General features: G+C 36.5%; 24 protein-coding genes and 1 other annotated feature. Of the genes, 5 read left to right on the forward strand and 19 right to left on the reverse strand.

The window, feature by feature from the left end:
- The first annotated feature begins 10 nt into the window (after nucleotides 1–10).
- Both J2Z82_RS12715 and J2Z82_RS12720 read left to right on the forward strand, forming a co-directional pair.
- Entirely contained in the window at nucleotides 11–556 is a 546-nt protein-coding gene (locus tag J2Z82_RS12715; protein ID WP_209481165.1) for a sigma-70 family RNA polymerase sigma factor, read from the forward strand.
- Complete coding sequence (locus tag J2Z82_RS12720) at nucleotides 553–1,227, forward strand: hypothetical protein (RefSeq protein ID WP_209481166.1); 675 nt, start codon at nucleotides 553–555, stop codon at nucleotides 1,225–1,227. The genes J2Z82_RS12715 and J2Z82_RS12720 overlap by 4 nt, the downstream gene beginning before the upstream one ends.
- Nucleotides 1,228–1,271: 44 nt before the next feature.
- On the opposite strand, the gene J2Z82_RS12725 is transcribed toward J2Z82_RS12720, so the two are convergent.
- The 3 genes from J2Z82_RS12725 to J2Z82_RS12735 all read right to left on the reverse strand — a co-directional run bounded on the left by J2Z82_RS12725 (nucleotide 1,272) and on the right by J2Z82_RS12735 (nucleotide 3,854).
- Entirely contained in the window at nucleotides 1,272–1,721 is a 450-nt protein-coding gene (locus J2Z82_RS12725) for a hypothetical protein (protein WP_209481167.1), read from the reverse strand.
- A gap of 38 nt (nucleotides 1,722–1,759) precedes the next feature.
- Nucleotides 1,760–2,203: a DUF2243 domain-containing protein gene (locus tag J2Z82_RS12730; RefSeq protein ID WP_245251658.1), complete on the reverse strand. Its 444-nt coding sequence runs from the start codon at nucleotides 2,201–2,203 to the stop codon at nucleotides 1,760–1,762.
- Nucleotides 2,204–2,372: 169 nt separating this feature from the next.
- The gene (locus tag J2Z82_RS12735; protein WP_209481169.1) at nucleotides 2,373–3,854 is read right to left on the reverse strand and encodes a flotillin family protein; all 1,482 of its coding nucleotides are present in this window, start codon (nucleotides 3,852–3,854) and stop codon (nucleotides 2,373–2,375) included.
- Nucleotides 3,855–4,440: 586 nt separating this feature from the next.
- Here J2Z82_RS12735 and J2Z82_RS12740 point away from each other — a divergent pair.
- On the forward strand, nucleotides 4,441–4,887 hold the full coding sequence (locus J2Z82_RS12740) for a DUF5392 family protein (protein WP_209481170.1): 447 nt from the start codon (nucleotides 4,441–4,443) through the stop codon (nucleotides 4,885–4,887).
- Nucleotides 4,888–5,245: 358 nt separating this feature from the next.
- Here the strand turns inward: J2Z82_RS12740 and J2Z82_RS12745 are convergent, their stop codons facing one another.
- The 15 genes from J2Z82_RS12745 to fosM form a co-directional block, all read right to left on the reverse strand.
- Nucleotides 5,246–5,761 (reverse strand): GrpB family protein, encoded by a 516-nt coding sequence (locus J2Z82_RS12745; protein ID WP_209481171.1) that lies wholly within the window; start codon nucleotides 5,759–5,761, stop codon nucleotides 5,246–5,248.
- On the reverse strand, nucleotides 5,761–6,090 hold the full coding sequence (gene csaA, locus J2Z82_RS12750; protein WP_209481236.1) for a chaperone CsaA: 330 nt from the start codon (nucleotides 6,088–6,090) through the stop codon (nucleotides 5,761–5,763). Before csaA ends, J2Z82_RS12745 begins: the two co-directional genes overlap by 1 nt.
- Nucleotides 6,091–6,368: 278 nt before the next feature.
- Complete coding sequence (locus J2Z82_RS12755) at nucleotides 6,369–6,887, reverse strand: shikimate kinase (protein ID WP_209481172.1); 519 nt, start codon at nucleotides 6,885–6,887, stop codon at nucleotides 6,369–6,371.
- 16 nt (nucleotides 6,888–6,903) lie between these two features.
- Nucleotides 6,904–7,413 carry a GNAT family N-acetyltransferase gene (locus J2Z82_RS12760; protein ID WP_209481173.1) on the reverse strand — a complete coding sequence of 170 codons (510 nt, stop codon included), beginning with the start codon at nucleotides 7,411–7,413 and terminating at the stop codon, nucleotides 6,904–6,906.
- 24 nt (nucleotides 7,414–7,437) lie between these two features.
- Entirely contained in the window at nucleotides 7,438–7,629 is a 192-nt protein-coding gene (locus J2Z82_RS12765; protein WP_209481174.1) for a hypothetical protein, read from the reverse strand.
- Between the two features lie 28 nt (nucleotides 7,630–7,657).
- Complete coding sequence (locus J2Z82_RS12770) at nucleotides 7,658–8,071, reverse strand: hypothetical protein (RefSeq protein WP_209481175.1); 414 nt, start codon at nucleotides 8,069–8,071, stop codon at nucleotides 7,658–7,660.
- Nucleotides 8,072–8,262: 191 nt separating this feature from the next.
- Entirely contained in the window at nucleotides 8,263–8,745 is a 483-nt protein-coding gene (locus J2Z82_RS12775) for a site-2 protease family protein (RefSeq protein WP_209481176.1), read from the reverse strand.
- Between the two features lie 4 nt (nucleotides 8,746–8,749).
- Complete coding sequence (locus tag J2Z82_RS12780) at nucleotides 8,750–9,484, reverse strand: alpha/beta fold hydrolase (protein WP_209481177.1); 735 nt, start codon at nucleotides 9,482–9,484, stop codon at nucleotides 8,750–8,752.
- A 61-nt stretch (nucleotides 9,485–9,545) separates the two neighbouring features.
- A complete protein-coding gene (locus J2Z82_RS12785) occupies nucleotides 9,546–10,163 on the reverse strand; it encodes an NUDIX hydrolase (RefSeq protein WP_209481178.1) in 618 nt (205 codons plus the stop codon).
- A gap of 102 nt (nucleotides 10,164–10,265) precedes the next feature.
- Complete coding sequence (locus tag J2Z82_RS12790; protein WP_209481237.1) at nucleotides 10,266–10,967, reverse strand: HAD family hydrolase; 702 nt, start codon at nucleotides 10,965–10,967, stop codon at nucleotides 10,266–10,268.
- Nucleotides 10,968–11,009: 42 nt separating this feature from the next.
- Complete coding sequence (locus tag J2Z82_RS12795; RefSeq protein ID WP_209481179.1) at nucleotides 11,010–11,879, reverse strand: alpha/beta hydrolase; 870 nt, start codon at nucleotides 11,877–11,879, stop codon at nucleotides 11,010–11,012.
- Between the two features lie 426 nt (nucleotides 11,880–12,305).
- Nucleotides 12,306–13,523: an MFS transporter gene (locus J2Z82_RS12800; RefSeq protein WP_209481180.1), complete on the reverse strand. Its 1,218-nt coding sequence runs from the start codon at nucleotides 13,521–13,523 to the stop codon at nucleotides 12,306–12,308.
- A gap of 135 nt (nucleotides 13,524–13,658) precedes the next feature.
- Nucleotides 13,659–13,911 (reverse strand) — a binding site (T-box leader).
- A 74-nt stretch (nucleotides 13,912–13,985) separates the two neighbouring features.
- Nucleotides 13,986–14,444 (reverse strand): GNAT family N-acetyltransferase, encoded by a 459-nt coding sequence (locus J2Z82_RS12805; protein WP_209481181.1) that lies wholly within the window; start codon nucleotides 14,442–14,444, stop codon nucleotides 13,986–13,988.
- Between the two features lie 48 nt (nucleotides 14,445–14,492).
- The gene (locus J2Z82_RS12810; protein WP_209481182.1) at nucleotides 14,493–14,966 is read right to left on the reverse strand and encodes a GNAT family N-acetyltransferase; all 474 of its coding nucleotides are present in this window, start codon (nucleotides 14,964–14,966) and stop codon (nucleotides 14,493–14,495) included.
- Between the two features lie 23 nt (nucleotides 14,967–14,989).
- On the reverse strand, nucleotides 14,990–15,430 hold the full coding sequence (gene fosM / locus J2Z82_RS12815) for a FosM family fosfomycin resistance protein (protein ID WP_209481183.1): 441 nt from the start codon (nucleotides 15,428–15,430) through the stop codon (nucleotides 14,990–14,992).
- A 51-nt stretch (nucleotides 15,431–15,481) separates the two neighbouring features.
- Here fosM and J2Z82_RS12820 point away from each other — a divergent pair, with 51 nt between their 5' ends.
- Both J2Z82_RS12820 and J2Z82_RS12825 read left to right on the forward strand, forming a co-directional pair.
- Nucleotides 15,482–15,892, forward strand: coding sequence for a DUF6376 family protein (locus J2Z82_RS12820; RefSeq protein ID WP_209481184.1), 411 nt, complete (start codon nucleotides 15,482–15,484; stop codon nucleotides 15,890–15,892).
- 253 nt (nucleotides 15,893–16,145) lie between these two features.
- Entirely contained in the window at nucleotides 16,146–17,381 is a 1,236-nt protein-coding gene (locus J2Z82_RS12825; protein WP_209481185.1) for an MFS transporter, read from the forward strand.
- Here J2Z82_RS12825 and J2Z82_RS12830 read toward each other — a convergent pair.
- On the reverse strand, nucleotides 17,316–18,104 hold the full coding sequence (locus J2Z82_RS12830; RefSeq protein WP_209481186.1) for an AraC family transcriptional regulator: 789 nt from the start codon (nucleotides 18,102–18,104) through the stop codon (nucleotides 17,316–17,318). The two genes, J2Z82_RS12825 and J2Z82_RS12830, sit on opposite strands and share 66 nt — an antisense overlap.
- Nucleotides 18,105–18,114: the final 10 nt, after the last annotated feature.

Consider the following 18,114-nt stretch of genomic DNA (forward strand, 5'->3'; position numbering starts at 1 on the left):
TGGTGCCTCGTTGGATAAGTTTGTCGAACAATACCAAAACAACGAAATTGATAAAGACCAATTAATTCAAGAATTGATGACACATTACGGGTCACAGGTCACAAGATTGGCCTACTCCTATGTCAAAGATGTGCAAACAGCTGAAAATATTGCACAGGATGTGTTTATTAAGTGTTATAAAAAGATGCACCATCTCAAAAAAGGTTCAGCTATTAAACCTTGGATCAATAGCATCACGATCAACAAATGCAAAGATCATTTTCGAAGTGGATGGGTAAAACATTTGCGTCTGAATGTAGACTTTTCTAAATTTATTAAAAGCACGGCTCCATCTCCAGAAACCGAGATGGCAAAAAAGGATCAGCATGACGAACTTACAAAAGAAGTCCTTTCACTTCCTGTTAAATACCGGGAAGTAATTATCTGTTATCACTTTCAAGAGCTGTCGATTAATGAAACCAGTGAATTGCTGAATGTTAAAGTGCCAACAGTCTCGTCAAGATTAAGAAGAGCTCGTCTAATGCTGAAAGAAAAACTGGAGGGGGACCATAAATGAAGGAAAGACTAAACGAATTCTCAAAAAAATCCAGCTTAAACAACATTGAGTTTTCTGAGGAGAGCCGTGAACAGGTGATGGAACGTATCTCAAAGAAAAGTAAGGTAAGTGTATTTTCAATGTGGAACAAAAGAATATTGAGCGCAGCAACACTCTTGCTTTTATTAATGGTTCCTACCTATATCACATTCAATTCATTACAAGATGATGCAACAGATCCAAACGAAAATCTCTCTGGACCAAGTGAAAATCCAAAGGTACAATCGGTAGAACCAGAAAAGCCACCACTCGAAGACCTGGAGAATCAGTATGAAAGCATGCTCATGCAAGAATATAATGAAGAACTAGAGGTAGTAAATTATGACACGAAACAGGAACTGATTGATGCCTTTACCAAAATAATGAGCCAGGATGTAGCAGTACAAAGTGCAGATCAATTTTTCCGTGTAAACAATGGAGAACTATTTGTTAGTGAGTCAGGAGAACCATCACTAATTGATTTCGATACAGAATATAACTTAACAAAAAACAGTGATAAGGAATACGAATTAACACAAACACAGGAAAGCGAACTTACAGGAAATATCCATCTGACTGTTACCTATCAATACCAGGAAGGCGACTGGATTATCGCTGCTAGAAATGTGGAATCCTTGGACAATCAATATTAGTAAATTTAAAGCACCGCATTTGCGGTGCTTTAAATTTACCAAGTCTATGATGAAACTTCCACAATTTCACTATTTTCAATCGGCTTTCCCTTATAAACTAAAGCCCCATGATTATTAGAATGAAGGGATACTCTTATTTTATTTTTTCCTTCCTCCAGATCACCTAAATTAAAGTAATTTCCATATAGGCGGTTTATCTTTTCACCATTTATGTATAAATGAACATGACCTTCATTATAGCTTGGACGATCAGACCCAACCTTTTCAGGTGCAAACGTAAAATGCTTTGTTTTGAGATGTAAGAGCCATGTATTCGATCGATCTTGTGAAACTTGCACCTCTACAGAAGGTACTTTATATCCTTCTGGTATCTCAACCTGATTATGGGTTATATGGCCTTCGCTATTAATTAAGTGCGAGTTCTGATTTACAAAATAAAGAAATAATACTAAAAATATTACTATAAAGCCAGTAAAACTCTTTATCTTTTTCATCCTTGTTCCTCTTTGATTAGATAAATCATACATACTTGTCACCCACTTTGATACCTACGCTTTATAAGAAAACCAATAATTACAAGTAAAACTCCAATGGCTAAAAAAACTAAGTCGTATAGCAGAGGATTTTCAGCTGCTGGTCTAACACGATGAACTTGTAATGTATGGTGATCAATTATTCCTTCGACAATATTGAATACTCCACCACCTATAAAGATGCCACTGCTGAAAACCATCCAACTATGGCCAAGTTTGTTCTGTCTTGCATCCTGAAAAATTTTAACTCCACCCCAAATAAGCAAAGCCGAAAATGCAGCAGTAAATAAGCCATCGGTAATAATTTCAAGCTTAATGTTAGGATTAAGTACCATATGATGCCATTGCAATAACTGATGAAAAACAATCCCGTCCACAGCTCCCAGTAATCCCAATCCAAGAATAACAGCTGCTATGAATAAATTTTTATCTTCTTTAGTCAAATAAATCATCCCTTTAATGGTTGTTTGCTACTTCGATTAATGCCCAAAATGAAGAAGAATATACCATTTTACTGTAAATTCCAAAGGGTAGGGGCAAACTTCAACGTGAATAAAACAAAGAGCGCAATTCTCTTTTTAAGAATTGCGCCGAAATTTATCTCTATATTTATTAATTACCTGTAGCTTCTTCAGCAGTTGACGGTGTTTCCTCATTTGAACCTTTAGCTGCTGACGCTTCATGGTAATACTTTTCTTGTTGAGAACCAAAATGATCAGCATTTCCACGGGATACATAACTCTCAAGCATTGCCTTCAAATCCATCCCCGTTGTTTCTTTTAATGATTCCTGAATACCGAGCATTGTTGATGTCACACTGTTTGTTATTTTTGATGTACCACCTTGTGAATTTTCACCGCCCATATCAATCACTTTCATATCCTGAATCTGTGATAGTGGAGCGGCAACTTTTTCAGCGTAGTCAGGTAGCACATTGATAAGCATTTCTACAATCGCTGCTTCCCCATACTGCTCCATCGCTTTTGCCATGCGTTCTTTCGACTCAGCTTCGGCGATACCGCGCTGACGAATAACTTCTGCTTCGGACTCACCTTTAATGCGGCCTTTTTCTGCTTCAGCTTGAGCTGCTTTCGTCGTTTTATATGCTTCAGCATCGGCAATTGACCGACGACGTTTGTTTTCTTCTTCCTCAAGCTCAACGGCACGCTGTTTTTCAATATATTCTACTTTAAGTTCTTCATCCTTAACCTGCTGGGCTAGTTTCTGACGTTCCAACTCACCAGCTTGCTCTGCATTTGCTCTTGCCCGGTTAGTTTCTTTCTCAAATTCAGCTTCTTTAATATCCTTGTCATTTTTGGATTGGGCAATTGCTGTTAATCGGCGGTTTTCTTCATCTTTAGCTTCCTGGTCATTCTGTGCTCGATAGATGCGTGTTTCCTTCTCCGCATCAGATTCTGCCTGATCTGCAAGCTTTTGTACTTCTGCAATATGCGGGCGTCCTAATGCATCAATATAACCATTCTCAACATCAACATCTTCAACATCATTTAAGGCAAAAGATGTAATCTCGAAACCCATACCTTTAAGGTCTGCTTCCGCAATTTTCTTCACCTGTGTATTTACTTCTTTAAAATCGTTGTAAATTTTTTCAATCGAAAGTGAAGCAATAATTGCACGCAAATGCCCATTTAATACATCTCTTAATTCAGATTCACGTTCATCTTGCTTTTTACCAAGGAATTTTTCCGCAAAATTGGCCATAATTGCTAACTCACTTCCAATACTGATGACAGCAGTGCTGACCACTCTTACTGGAATACCTTCCTTAGTGTATGCTTTTTCGGAGTCAACCTTCAGCTGAAAGGATGTTAAATCAATTGGCGTAGCAGTTTGGAACATACGCAGACGATAGCCACCGCCACGTATAATCTTTACCGAACGTCCATTTTCATCCTGGAATACATTTGTATCCTGCTCAGGGTCTCCTAGCTTAGGACCTGTGACTATTAGTGCTTCATTAGAACTAGCTGTTTTATAGCGCAGTCTAAAAATGAAAAATGCTATTGCTCCTGCAATAATTGCTACAACACCAATAATTGCTAAAATCATTAAAAATAATGCATCTTGAAACATGTAAAAAATCCGCTCCCTTATAAAAATTTATGTTTCAACCACTGTTAAAAGTGGATATATTACAATACGATTACATCTGTATAAAGTTTCAATATTTGAATAATTTGTTCTTAAAGTATAAATTATTGTCCTTTTAGTAAGAATGCAGCTTGAATTTGCATTACACATTGGCTCCACAACGCGTAATTCTATTTATTTCTGATTCTTCCATCAGCGATGTAAAGAGTGTTATTGATTCTTGGCATATCCTTGACTAAATATGGTTTAACCTTTAACATAGCGGTCCGTAATAATTATTTAACAAAATTTGTGAGCAAAATTTATGACAATATAAGAATAAAATTATATAATGCTTTTATAATATAATACTCTTGGGAATAACTTTTAACAGCAAAGTCGTCATTACAGAGTTCGAGAATTTCGCGAGTTATGAGTACACGATCTCTATTCAAAATTCGTGAAATGGTCACTCTTTGTTGCCAACGAATCGTTGTTAGCAAGACCTTACCATATATGATGGTTAGGTCTATTTTTAGCAGTTAAGAAGTTCTCTTAAAAACCAAAATGTTAGGAGAGATGTTTGGTTATGAATAATTTCATGATGAATAATATGCCTGCCTTTATTGAAAAGGAAATACAGACAATTACCGATATAGTTAAGCCACAGTTGAAAAAAAGTTCAAGATACCTTTTAATTGCGATACCGTCACTGGCAATTTCATTTACAAATCTGATATTGTTATTAATCGTAGGCGGATGGAATATGGACAATATGCTTTATCTAGGGTTATACGCTTTAATGGGGGCAGTTGGTATTGCATTATATAAAGAATCGAAACATGTTAAAAAAGAAATGCAGCAGATAAGCATGGAACATATCATTGAGAGAATCAATAAAAGTGAGCATATGAATGATTATGCTAAGAATGAATACGTTAAGAACATTAAGGCTAAACCCAAATTCGGGTTCCACACCTTTTTAACCTTCTTAACTGAAGAAGATCAGCGTAAACAACGAATAATGGAAAATTAATTTTTCGAGGACCTTTAATTGCTAAAGGTTCTTTTTTTTCGGCAGTTAAGAAACTACCATGGCTGCTGAATGCGCAGCCACTATTTAATTTTTCATATAGCAAATTTGAGGTTAGCGGACACCAAGGACCTTAATTCACACAAATACAGTCAAATAACCATGATATTTGTAAAATAAGGGCTTCTGTGTCCGGCTAACTTAGAGAAAGTTACTTTTATATAGAAATAGCGTCTCCTGTGTCCGCTAAAATCATGTTATAGAGGTATTTTCATACAAAGTATAAATAAGTTTCTACTGCATAAGTGCAACAAAGCTTATCTATATTAAAGATGGAGATAAGCCAAGTTTTCTGATAAAATTATTGCATGTTATACCATGCCAAAGCACTTCTTTCTGTTTCCATGACAAACGCTGCTTTTCCATTTATGTAGGACTCCATATCATAGGGATGCTGTTCCATAAGTTTACGCTTTAAGGTCCCATACTCTTTCGCCACGTCTTGATGAGCACGTAGATAATCCCTAAATGCCAGATGTCGGTCAATGTGTGGACTCCCTGATTCAAAGACATGAATATGGTGTGTCCGATTATCTCCACCCTTCTGAAAATAACGTCGACCTGCTATTCCATACTCTCCCTTTGCCTCATATCCGATGCTTTCCATTGATCCGTTGCAGGAATCAATATCACTGATGTTTTTAACAACTGGCATGATATCAATTACTGGTTTTGCTTCAAGTCCCTGTATTGACGTGCTGCCAATATGATGAATTTCTAAAACCTCTTTGCCAAAAATTACCCTTAATTTTTCCGCTTCTTCATTAAACATTAATGGCCACTTATCATTATGTGGCGTGACTTCTACCTTTCTCATTAAGATACACGTGTTCCATTCTCGACAGGCTCGTCTGGTCTTAAAAGCACTACATCATCTTTACCCGGAACACCGCCTATCACCAGGACCTCAGACTTAAAGCCCGCCACGCGCATAGGAGGAAAGTTCACTACTCCTGCTACTTGACGTCCAACTAGCTGTTCAGGTTCATAGCGATGCGTGATTTGAGCAGAAGATTGCTTTATGCCTATTTCGCCAAAATCAACCTCCAACTTAATTGCCGGTTTTCGTGCTTCTGGGAAGGGCGATGCTTTCACTACAGTTCCAATGCGAATATCCAGTTCCATAAAATCTTCAATTGTTGCCAAAGTCATTACCTCCAATTATTTTTTATTTGCTTTAAGATTTATTTTATCCATAATTCAGCCAATAGAAGCAGATTAATTATCTTTGTCCTCGGAACCTCGATCATAATCTGATTTCCCCAGAAAATATTAGTAAACTTGGCTTATCGCCAAGCCTTAATGGCGAAAGCCTTAGTTGCACTTATGCAGTAAGAAAGGATTTATACTTTCTTAACTGCTAGAAAACCTGCTGATGATAGAATAGCTAAAACTGCTATTATAAAGCCCATTATCAGATCCTCCTAAAAAAATATATCTTCAAGCTGTTTTTTATTTGTAACAACGATTGTCTTATTACAATACATTCCATACTTTTCAAAGAAGTTGAGCTTTCCTTCTTCTTCAAATCGTCTGTTCCATTTAAACATTTTGAAAAATATTTTAAGCGTGGGCGTATAATTTGATTTTTCTAAGCCAATTTTCTGTAAGATAAACCGCTTCAAAATTCTATAGTTCCTGATCGCATATTTTGTATCTAAAAAAATAATTGTATCTGCTTTTTGAAAACTTTTCGATACCCACTCTTCGTTATGAACACCTTCAATTATCCAAGCATCAGAATCGATTAAAGTATTTAAATATTCTTCTCTTTCTTTTTCAGATCGTCTTATGTCTCCAGCTTTGTGTCTTTTCCATACAACATTATCCAATTCGTAAAAAGGAACTTCTAATTTAGCTGCTAATTTTTTTGCTAATGTCGTCTTTCCACTTCCAACTGAGCCTATAATGTGTATTTTATTAGAGAGGTTTTTGGTTACCATATTTTTTTGCACCTGCTTATTGTTTTAGGTACAATACCCGATACTCTTCATCATAATAATTATCATTGATAATGAGTGCGTGTTTTTCCGTGCCGAAGACTTTGAAGCCTAATTTACTATATAGCCTCTTTGCACTTTCGTTCTTTGTTACGACCGTTAAATTAAGATTTTCTATTGTTTTTATTGATTTTGCGTGGTTGATTGCTTCTAATAAAATTTCATTACCAACACCTAACCCACGCATTCTGGGGCTCACATACATTGCTAATATGTTTGCTTTATGTTTTAGTTTTAACGGCGCTTCCTGCATTAATGTAACAACACCAATTAGTTCATTATTATGGAATGCTCCAAATGTGAAGCTTCCCTCTTTTGATAGGTTTTTTGCTACACCTTCGACTGGATTTTCTCTGCTCATAGCCTCTTCATAGCTTGTAGCAAACGCCTCTGGATTTTGTTCTAATGCTTCTAATCTTAAATCCCAATACTTTTTTGCATCTGATGCATCTAATAATCTAATATCCATAAGTTCTCCTTAGACGATTTTTAGTTACATAGCCCCTCCACCACCGAATGGGCGTCTCCCTCTTTCTTTTTCAACTGCAATTTCCGTTTCTTTTTCCTGTTCTGTCTTTTCACGATGTGGATTATTACTACGTCTTTTCTTTTTACGTTTGTCGAGAAAAATCATGAAAGAAATAAATATAACCAAGAATATTCCCCATAAAACATTTGAAAGCACTCTATCCCCCCCATAACTTTCACTAAAATTATCCCTCCACCATGGCTTGGTATACTAATTCTTCATCACTAATTTCTACTATTACTAATGAAGGGGGATATTCACCATAATCCTTACCATTGGACATAAAAATTTTAGTGCCTTTTGGAAGTTTGGTTGCAAAAAGGTTCCTAAACCACCAAGTAGCTGTAGTCTGCTTTTTGATTTCACCAATCTTTTCTCCTTTGGTATAACGATTATCATCAAGCCATTCCTTATCTGAAACATTTGAATAGATTAACCCATCTAACTTAAGGATATCCGCATCAGGGTTCCCTTTTAAAATATCCTTTGCGGTGGGGTTGCCTATACCACCAGAATTGAATGGAAATGTATTAGTTAAGGCTAAGGTTGCCATAATGCCTAACAAGAGGCACAATGCTATGTAGATGATTACTTTCAAGGCTCCCCCTCCTATCCTAAAGACTATCAACCTCTGAACTTTTTTTTCGTGAGAAAATCCATTTAAATGCCCTGCCTATCGAGTTAGACTACAATCTAACTGAATTTTATCACAATTCATTTGCCCTTGGAATGACTTAAGCGAAAAATCCTCTTTAACGACCATCCGGGGTGCCAATCATAGTGCGTCTTTTACTTTTTCACAGCCATATATATTCTGTATCCATCAGAAGGAAAACCCTTGTATGGCCCCCACCATTTAGGATATTTTATTGGTATAATCGTGAGAAGAAAATTTAACATGTTAAACAGTGAAATACCGGCAGCAAACTTCCCAATCTCTGGCTGCGTTATGTAAATGGAGAAAATATAAAACAGGATTGATAAAAAGAGTGACATTATTGGACCACCTGCCGCAATAATCCCTCTTTGGAAGTTCGTTTGCTTTACATCTCCTTTTGAAAAATTACAATAACCGAAAAAAGCTAAAGTAATATGGAAATGCATTCTACCAATCTTAAAGACTTCTTTATTACTCGTGTTAGCAGGTCCTAGGAAAACTCTTGCATTTTCGCATGTGAAAGCAATAATTCCAACTGCATGACCAACTTCATGAAGTAAGATAGATAATGGGATGGCCACTATATAAAAGATAATAAATAGCATCATTTCCATATCTTCACCTCATGCCATGTTCGATATTCTGATCCGTGTCGTGCAGGAACATTTCTAATATTTTCGTATATAATTCTGGCTGTTCGGAATGAACTAGGTGCGATGCAAACGGAATTATAGATACATGAACATCTTCTTTCATTATTTGGTATAATATAGCACTGTTTGTTTCACCCTTATTTCCTTCACCAACCATATACAGAACGGGTGATTCAATACCATTCAAATCTTTTGTCTGCTGAAATGGATACCAATCTTCATCCTTAGCCATATACAAAAACTGCTTCCAATCAGAACTATGTAGATTGTCAAAGTAATTTACCGTATCGTCATCTAATAATAATTGAGCCTGATGTTCTGCATCTTGTTTATGCATTTCGAGCCAGTTATCTGGTTTTTCCGCCAGAACACCAGAAATCGTCAAACTCCTCACCTTATTCGGATATTTTTTTGCAAAGAATAAACCAACTAAACCACCTAATGAGCAACCCACAATATGTGCAGATTTCACACCCAGATCGTTGAGTGTCTCAGCAACATCTGAAGCTGAATCACAGAAAAAATTGGAAAAGTCGTTTTCAATTGATTTGCCGTGACCCCTCAAATCAGGAAGAATGATTTTATATTTATCCTTAAAATATTCTTTCTGGTACTCAAAATCTATTAAACCTGTCTGCAAACCCGTATGAAGAAATACAATAGGTTCTCCATCACCAAAAACGTCAGTATGTAATATCATATCCATTCCCACTTTTCTATTTAATTATATAAAGTTCATTCTCCTAAGGAATATAGAGAAGTTAATCAACTATTGATAATTTACTAGGATTTCTATAAAAATCAAAAAGCATTTTTATCTGGTTTTCTGTATTTCTCCCAGTTGAAAGTTTAGGGAGATTGTTTTCAGAAAAAAATTGTACATCTTTCGTTTCTATTCCCGTTTCTGCTTGCCCTCCGATTAGTTCGCATTGAATAAATATTTTGTAATAATGATAAGGTTGAGGTGGATGAGAATGTTTATTCATATCTAACAGTGCAACTAATTTTTTGGCGATGACATTATAACCTGACTCCTCTTCCACCTCTTTAATAATATTTTCAGAAGGTGATAACCCAATATCACAAAACCCCCCCGGTAATGACCATTTATCATCAATCTTTTCCCGTACCATTAAAATTTTATCGTCATTAAAAACAGCCCCACGCACATCTGCTTTAGGGGTTTGATAACCTGTTTCATTTGTGAACAACCCAGCTATTTTTTCCATTTCCAAATTAGTATATTGCTCCATTATCTCAGCACTAATCTTTCTCAGTTCTTCATATCTTTCAATATCGTACATATCGTTTGAAAACGATAGCCCTGATTGGGAGATTGATTGAATTTTCTTTGCCCATTCTAGCCATTTATAACTCATTATGAACACCTTTCCTAAAAATTTTTTGATCATTAGCTTAATAGACTTAATTTCTTTATGATTTGGTTAACTTGGAACTGGGATAAGCAATAACATTATGGTTTATTTCAACACTTTACTGGCTAAATCGGATAAACTATTGTTATTTAATTCACGTATAATTAAAGGTATTTCCTCCAAATCATCAACCTTATAGTCCGCTTCAATATCAGACCCTCGATTATCTATTTTCCAAATACCTTTGATGCCTGCATTGCGGGCAGCTATTACATCTTTCTCTGGATGGTCACCAATAAATATAGCTTCAGTGGATGAAACATTAAGCTTATCCAGGGCTTTATTGAAAATTTTGGGATCAGGCTTTTTCGTGCCTTCCCATTCGGAAATAAGAATAGTTTCAAAGTAGTTTTCAATACCCAATGCCCTCATATTATCCATTTGAAATTGCCCTTTGCCATTTGTAATCATGCCGAGAGTAAGATAGCTGTTTCTCAATTTTTCTAACATATTAATGAGATTAGGGAAAGGGATACAGCTGTTTTTGAACTCGCTGATATAATCCTGGAGTAAGTCTTCCCACGTTATTCCTGTAATATTAAATTCATCAACTAACTGTTGATATACGGTATCTTTCCAAACGTATCCTTGATTATCAAGCTCTATAAATCTTGCTATGTATTTGTCTTTTGGTACATGGCTTAACCATTTATGTAACCGTTCGTATTGCTTATCAACAAACATTTTTACTGATTCATCTCGATTTAGCAGAGTCCCGTCTAAATCAAATAAGACAGCCTTAATCATTTTTCCCCACTCTCCAATAAGCGTCTTTGTTTGCAAAATTATTTAACCCTCTAGTATCTCGTTTTGAGGATAACGTAAAAATTCTCTTATCTCATTTAAACATTTTTCATCTGCCCAATGTAAGTAATGATGGCTGTCTATTTTGAATAGCTTTAGATTACTAGTTTGGTTAATTTTGTTAACTTCATTATCTGTCATACGTGCTCTTTCTTCATCAATATCTTTAAAGGATGCATATATTAAAAGACACGGTTGGCTAATTTTCTGGAGTATTTTGGGCAAATTTAGACGATAATAACCGAACATAAGACGTAGACCTTCACCATTAAAAGGTACTTGTTCCATCAAGGCTTTATTTATGTAGTCCGATTCTTCGAGTTTAAATCTTTCACAAAATTCCTTTAGTTGTTTTTCATTTGTTTTTGCTGATGAATTATTATCATCATCCGAAACAAAAAACTTCTTAATCCGTTTAATTAGTTTGTCTCCAAGTATTCTTTCCATTAGACTGATAACTGGAATTAAATAGCCGGAAAGGCCTAATTCACTTGTCGGAAATCTGGGTAATTTTAGGTGTCCTTGATCTAACAATACTATTCTGTTTACATACTCTGGATAAACAGCAGCAAAACACATTGCAATGCCGCCTCCCATTGAATGTCCGATAAGAGTAACATCCTCTAACTTGTTTTGGTCAGCGTACTGTTTTACCCAGGAAGCGATTTTTGGCATTGATATGTTGCCTTTTAACCCATCACTTTTACCTAATCCTGGTAGATCCAACAAATGGCATTCATAACTTTTAGCCAATGATTCCGCTATATTCAAACCCTCATTTCCCGAAAATCCTAATGCAGGAAGAAAAATTAAAGGTTTCCCATGGCCAATTATCACAGAATGAAATTTTCCCATTATAAAAACCACCTTCTTATTACTATCACAAATTCTAGGTATAGTTTAACACAAATATTCAGAATACCTTGTAAACTTAATATCTATTATTTAGGGAACATATCCGGTTGATTGGTTTTAATTATGGCTGTATTTTAAAAGATTGTGCTTTTTCCAAGCTCAGTTGATATAAAAGCGACGTAGTGAAGATTTTCTTTTGCACCACTCCGGTACCAATGCAACATCTGCTCAGAGCTAGAACTTTCGCAGTCTTACTAGACATGGGCTCACTCATCAAGGTTATGAGAGCGGTGAAAGCTGATTAAATTGTTTAAAACTTGTCTTCATCTGGGTTATGAGAACTCAAACGCTGTTCATATTGCGTGAAACGGTCACTCATCGGGGTTATGAGACCCGGTTGAGTATTTTTCGACAATACTTCGCAGTTCAATTGCGAAGATTAAAAGCAGTATAACTACGAAAAGAGACTAAATTATAAATAAACAAAAGTCCTGTCACTACCAACATAATAAATGCCCCAGCAATCACAACAACCTGAATCGAGATCAATTGCGCTGCAACACCCATTACTGAAGTCATCACGATAATTAATATTGCTTCGGCAAGCCCGTAAACACTGCCAATTCTACCCATGACTTCGACTGGAATATTGTCTTGATAAAATGTGTAGAAGCCTGTATTGGCAAATGCCAGTGAAAAGGAAAGGATAAAGAATCCTACAGCTGCTACGAGAAAACCACCGGAGAACGCATAGATAATATAACCAATGGAAACAAACAATGATCCTGCTCCAATTAACAACGCAACTGAAATTTTCTTTACAGAAATGGCGTTTATTATTGCTCCCACAACAATTCCTGCTCCCGCAATACTCACAAGAAATCCGTATTTTCCATCCGTTAAGCCCAGAACCTCTTTCGCAAATGCTGCCTCGAGTGAATCTATCGCCGTAGCCATCACCATCATGCTGCTAAACAGAAAGTAAATAATCATCACCGAGACATTCCGACGACTGAAGTGCAACACAGCACGCCAGTCTTTTTTTAGTACTTTCATAGAAAACTTCTCCTGATGAATCATTCTATTCTTTTCAAGGTCAGGCATGAGCAATGTGATAAGACCTGACAAGAATAACGCAATTGCATTGATAGAAATGGCGAAGTAGGGAGTTCCAATGATAAACAACAGACCGGCTATCGCTGGACCAATGAGGAAACCTCCTGAATCAATCAGGCTGCGCAGCGAATTGAACCGTTTCCGCTGTTCAATTGGAATCAATTTTGTTATATATGTCATTGATGTTGGCTCAAATATGGAACTAGCCATATTGATAAAAAACACACAAAAATAAATGAGCCAAATCGTTGAAAATGCAGGTAGTACGGCGATAACCACGGCCCGAAAGATATCCAAAAATATCATCAGGTTTCTTTTGTTAAGACGGTCTATTAAACTGCCAGACCAGCTATTTGTGCAGATTGTTGCCACTGGTTTTAGAATATATAGTGCAGCCACAGCTAACGGGGATCCTGTCATATCGAGTACTATTAAATTTAATGCGATTAAGAAAATCCATTCTCCTATATTGGATACACCTATACCGAATAATAGGATCGCGGTATATTTCCATTTCTCCAATTTCATCAGTCCTCACTCCTTTGCTTAGAAACTTGGCTTATCGCCAATCCTTAATATAGATAAGCCTTAGTTGCACATATGCAGTAAGAAAGGAATACTTTCTTAACTGCCAAATAAAAAACTCGCCCTCAAGAAATTAATCTTGAGGACGAGTTAACGCGCATCGCGGTGCCACCCCAGTTTATCAATATGTCACCATATCAAACTTATCAGGTACGGTATGAACATACGTATACCCTAGCCCTATAACAGGAGCACCTGTCACACTATCCCCTTTTGGTTCCAATGTAATACTCAGAGCCTTGCTTCAACATGGTCATTCCTGCTCCTTTTCAGCGACTGGAGCTCTCTTTAAAAAATGAAACATATCTACTCTTCTCATCAACGCGTTTTTCCGATTTAGTTAAAAAATAGATTATCAAAGTTGGGGTATATTGTAAAGTTATTTTTTTAATGATTGGGTTAACTTCATAATTGCTTCAGCATATGAATCCGCTGATTATCTCGTCTAAACGGAGTATATCCATTCGTTTTATATAAATTAATAGCGCTTGGCCATTCCTTGTTGGTTTCCATAACTATTTTTGAATAGCCCATTTTCTCAGCCTGTCTTTCCAGATGGAACAGCATTTTTCGGGCGATTCCTTGTCGTCGGTATTCCTTTTTTACGGACATTCGTTCAATTCTTGCTATCGACTTACTTTCTTTTGTTATTGCCCCAGTGCAAATAATCCAGTCCTCGATTTTTCCTACATAAAAGGCATTGCCGTTTTTGTTATAGTGTCTATAGATGCTGTTCAGATCAGGATTCATTGTGTGATCTATAAAACCAAAATGTTCCTTGAATCCTTCTAGAATTATGTCTTTGGCTGCAGTCTGTTGTTGTTCGGTAATTTTTGTGAAATTTACTCCGGCAATTGTTTTCATAATGCATCACCCTTAATGATAGTTGCTTAGCAATAATCTTGATCTCAATTAAGCCTCCCTCACCATCGTTATAAAGCTTGTCGTGTCAGTGTCAAATTCTGTTCGTTTTACAAATCCCAGCTTTTCATAAAGATGAATAGCTCGTTCGTTAAATGTTGCTACTGTTAACCGATAATGTGAATCGTTATAGTTATCCTGAATGTATGAAAAAATAAATGAGCAAAACTCAAAGCCGTTCCCTTGCCCAGTATGACTGGGCTTCATCCCAAACCCTACATCCAGCATATCTTCATCATATGCACCAAATTTCCTGCCTGGCGGTACTTGAGCTGATTCACCTATACAAAAATAACCAAATAATTCGTTACTCTGATCAACTATTGCGTGATATGATCCTCCCAAAAATTCCTGCAAAGTGTCATTAGTCAACTCATTGTTATAAAGATCATACGGTTCAGCATATCTCCAATTAAGTGCTGCGATTGCCCGTTCTTCGTTCATATTTTTTATAAATAATTGCATGTTGTGACCTCTTTCCTTTTGCTCTAATCAAAAAATTCCATGTGCGATTTTTCCTGTCTATAATAATCGATTCTGTCCTTCAAAGTTCCTGTATGAAACTCGAACTTGTGCCCATCTGGGTCGGTAAAATAAATAGACTTCTTGTCCCGCTCGTCTCTTGGACGGCCCGATAAAATATTTACGTTAAGCCGCTCCAGCTTTGCATACATTTTATCAAACTCATTTTCCTCAATCGAGAACGCTATATGTGTATAGGATTCATGTATTTCGTTACGCGGAATGTCTGCTTCAACATTCAATGCCAGCCATAATCCATCCAGATCAAAGTAGGCTGTATTTTCCCCTTTTACTAAGAGTTTTGCGTTGAAAACCTGTTCGTAAAATTTTATCGACCGATTCAAATCTGAAACAGAAAACAGTAGATGATTTATCTTCAATAGTGTCCAACTCCAATAACAAGACATAACATATATTCCATGTTATGTTATTGGCAGAATAATTGAAAGGAGAGTTATATGAAAAAATTAATTATTTCGCTAATCATGGTAACAACCTTAATACTTAGCGGATGTTCTTTTCTCCAGGAAGCAAATGATTCGTTGAACTATGCAACGGAAACAACCGAGTATATAAATGAGCTAAGCACTTTTGCAGAAGAAGCACCTAATCTTGAAGGGCAAGAACTTAAGTCCAGATTGGAATCATTAAAGGGGACGGTTAAGGACTTTATGGAAATAGAACCTCCATCAATGGCCGAAGATATTCATAAAGAATTAGAAAACAAGAGCCAAGTGCTGCTTGATGCTACGAACAAGATTTTACAGGACGGCGAGGTAACAATCGAACAGCTGAAGCAATCCGAAATTTATAAGACCATCGATAATATCACAAAGCTTAAGAAACAAATTGAGGATTTGGGATTATAACGGCTTCAGCATTCTGAAACAGCAGGAAGCGCTGATGATTGATTACACGGTTCCAGCAATTTCCCAAAATATATGAGTTCCTTTATAGTACTATCGAATACCAGCCATAAAGAGTGGCATTAATTTTTAAAATTGATGCCACTTTTTTGCTTTTGGAAACGATTATCATAGTAGAATATTGTTTGTTTTTTTAGCAAAATGTAATAAGACGTGTTCCTCTGCTGTTGATAAAGTACTAGTAGAGGTGAAAAACATGTATACAGAACTGCTGCAAAACAAAAATATTCGGTACTATCTAATTGGTGGCGGGGTATCTCGTTTGGGTGATGTGTTATCCGGTATGGCGTTTCTTTTTATCGCGTATGAGATTACTGAGTCAACGATTTTTACTACGGCAATGGCAATCGCAGAAACAGCACCATATCTTTTATTTGGCTTAATTGGAGGAGTGATTGCTGATTGGCTGCCGAAGAAAAAACTATTAATTACGCTTGACCTATTACGTATCCCACTTATCTTTTCGGTATTTCTATTACATCAATTCAATCTATTGGATTATTATTACTTACTCATTGTTAGCTTTGCCATTCAAACAATCGGCTGCTTTTTCAATCCGACACACCGGGCTATTTTGCCAATTATCACTGAGCCTGAGGAACGCTCGCTAACGAACAGTTTAAACGATACCCTGAGCCGTGGTGTTACGGTTCTAAGTCCAGTCATTTCAGTTTGGCTGTTAACATATGGTACTATTTATTTTTTCATTATCGATGCGCTAACCTATTTTATCAGTGTCATTTGCCTGCTCCACGTACATTTCACGGAAGTTAAAAAAGAAGTGAACAAGTCTGTCAAAGGTATTTTCCTTGCTATAGCGGAATTCTTCACTTGGGCTAAACGAAGCATCACAATTAGACAACTATTTACTATTACGTTTCTAATCGTATTCTTTAACACGTGGGTATGGGAAGTTGGGCTCTTGCTTGCACTATCAGAAATGAGTGGTAAAAGTGAGGAATTGTACGCTATTCTCCAAGGAGTATTTGGCGGAACTGTTATTTTAACAAACATTACAATTCCATACTTCATTAAAAAAATGACGATGAAAATCTATTTGACAGGAGCAGTTGTCTGGGGAGCTGGCATCACATATTACGGTGTATTTTATCAGATTGAACATTTCTTTATCGGTGCAATCCTCGTGGGCATTGGGTTGCCGATTTCCAGTCTTGCCAGAGTATACCTGATTCAGTCACTTGTTCCTGAAAATAAACTTGGGCGTGCATTCAGTTCTAATGCATTCCTGCTTTACCTGGCAAATACCATCTCACTCCTGTTTTATGGGGTACTTGTATCCTTTGTTTCGATTCAATGGCTAATGATTGGAAATGGCATGATAATCTTAATAGTAAGCATTGCAGTACTACATACTATTACGATAAAACATACGAAACTCAGTTGGCGTTCTCCCATAAACTTTCTTAAATAAATTATTATAGGAAGAGATATTTTTGAATCCGACTTTGAAAGCAATTGTCAGAATCGATTCTCCCGTTTGAATAAGAAGTTGCTGACTCTTAATCAGACGGTACAATTGGAGCCACGAATATGGCGATAAGCCTGTTTGGTTTTTAAACATATGTGCGAACTGATATTTATTTATCCCAGACAGCTTTGCCATTTCAGCAAGTGTCCAGTTCTCATCATAGCTTTCCTTTAAAGCATTGGTTACATTCTCTAGTTTACCAGACACTACCGGTAAATCATTAGAGTGTGAACCAGGACTATTTTGCATCATAAGTATGGCAAGTTGGGTAAGACTGTTTTCAATAAATAATTCATTGGATGAAACAGTTATGTATTCACGAATAAAGGATATCCAGTTTTCGATTTGCGGGTTTATAGAAGGTATTAATGCGAATTCTGGATCAGTTAGTTTAAAACCTAACTGTTCCGCGACTTCTTGTAACAAGGATTGCTCAACCTCTACCAGAAACTTCTCTTTGGTGACATGAAGCTGTTTATGCTGCTGGCCTGGGTTTAAAATTAAAGAATTACCAGCATCAATTGATATATCACGCTGACTTGTTTGGTACAGTCCTTTTCCATATGGTGAAAAAATCAGCTTATAGCATTCATCACTTCTCCAATTACGCTCCCCCAAACTATCATGACGCATGAGAAGCAAGCCTTTATCGTGTTCTAATATCATCTCTTAAACC

The sequence above is a fragment of the Virgibacillus litoralis genome (assembly GCF_017873675.1).
Taxonomy (GTDB): domain Bacteria; phylum Bacillota; class Bacilli; order Bacillales; family Amphibacillaceae; genus Lentibacillus; species Lentibacillus litoralis.

Coding starts and splice junctions, on each gene's coding strand:
- J2Z82_RS12795 (WP_209481179.1), bottom strand. CDS start 11,879: ATGGGAAAATTTCATTCTGTGATAATTGGCCATGGGAAACCTTTAATT.
- J2Z82_RS12745 (WP_209481171.1), bottom strand. CDS start 5,761: ATGAGAAAGGTAGAAGTCACGCCACATAATGATAAGTGGCCATTAATG.
- J2Z82_RS12735 (WP_209481169.1), bottom strand. CDS start 3,854: ATGTTTCAAGATGCATTATTTTTAATGATTTTAGCAATTATTGGTGTT.
- J2Z82_RS12725 (WP_209481167.1), bottom strand. CDS start 1,721: ATGAAAAAGATAAAGAGTTTTACTGGCTTTATAGTAATATTTTTAGTA.
- J2Z82_RS12800 (WP_209481180.1), bottom strand. CDS start 13,523: ATGAAATTGGAGAAATGGAAATATACCGCGATCCTATTATTCGGTATA.
- J2Z82_RS12785 (WP_209481178.1), bottom strand. CDS start 10,163: ATGAGTTATAAATGGCTAGAATGGGCAAAGAAAATTCAATCAATCTCC.
- J2Z82_RS12805 (WP_209481181.1), bottom strand. CDS start 14,444: ATGAAAACAATTGCCGGAGTAAATTTCACAAAAATTACCGAACAACAA.
- J2Z82_RS12780 (WP_209481177.1), bottom strand. CDS start 9,484: ATGATATTACATACTGACGTTTTTGGTGATGGAGAACCTATTGTATTT.
- J2Z82_RS12820 (WP_209481184.1), top strand. CDS start 15,482: ATGAAAAAATTAATTATTTCGCTAATCATGGTAACAACCTTAATACTT.
- fosM (WP_209481183.1), bottom strand. CDS start 15,430: ATGTCTTGTTATTGGAGTTGGACACTATTGAAGATAAATCATCTACTG.
- J2Z82_RS12740 (WP_209481170.1), top strand. CDS start 4,441: ATGAATAATTTCATGATGAATAATATGCCTGCCTTTATTGAAAAGGAA.
- J2Z82_RS12775 (WP_209481176.1), bottom strand. CDS start 8,745: ATGGAAATGATGCTATTTATTATCTTTTATATAGTGGCCATCCCATTA.
- J2Z82_RS12720 (WP_209481166.1), top strand. CDS start 553: ATGAAGGAAAGACTAAACGAATTCTCAAAAAAATCCAGCTTAAACAAC.
- J2Z82_RS12760 (WP_209481173.1), bottom strand. CDS start 7,413: ATGGATATTAGATTATTAGATGCATCAGATGCAAAAAAGTATTGGGAT.
- J2Z82_RS12810 (WP_209481182.1), bottom strand. CDS start 14,966: ATGCAATTATTTATAAAAAATATGAACGAAGAACGGGCAATCGCAGCA.
- J2Z82_RS12830 (WP_209481186.1), bottom strand. CDS start 18,104: ATGATATTAGAACACGATAAAGGCTTGCTTCTCATGCGTCATGATAGT.
- J2Z82_RS12755 (WP_209481172.1), bottom strand. CDS start 6,887: ATGGTAACCAAAAACCTCTCTAATAAAATACACATTATAGGCTCAGTT.
- J2Z82_RS12790 (WP_209481237.1), bottom strand. CDS start 10,967: ATGATTAAGGCTGTCTTATTTGATTTAGACGGGACTCTGCTAAATCGA.
- J2Z82_RS12825 (WP_209481185.1), top strand. CDS start 16,146: ATGTATACAGAACTGCTGCAAAACAAAAATATTCGGTACTATCTAATT.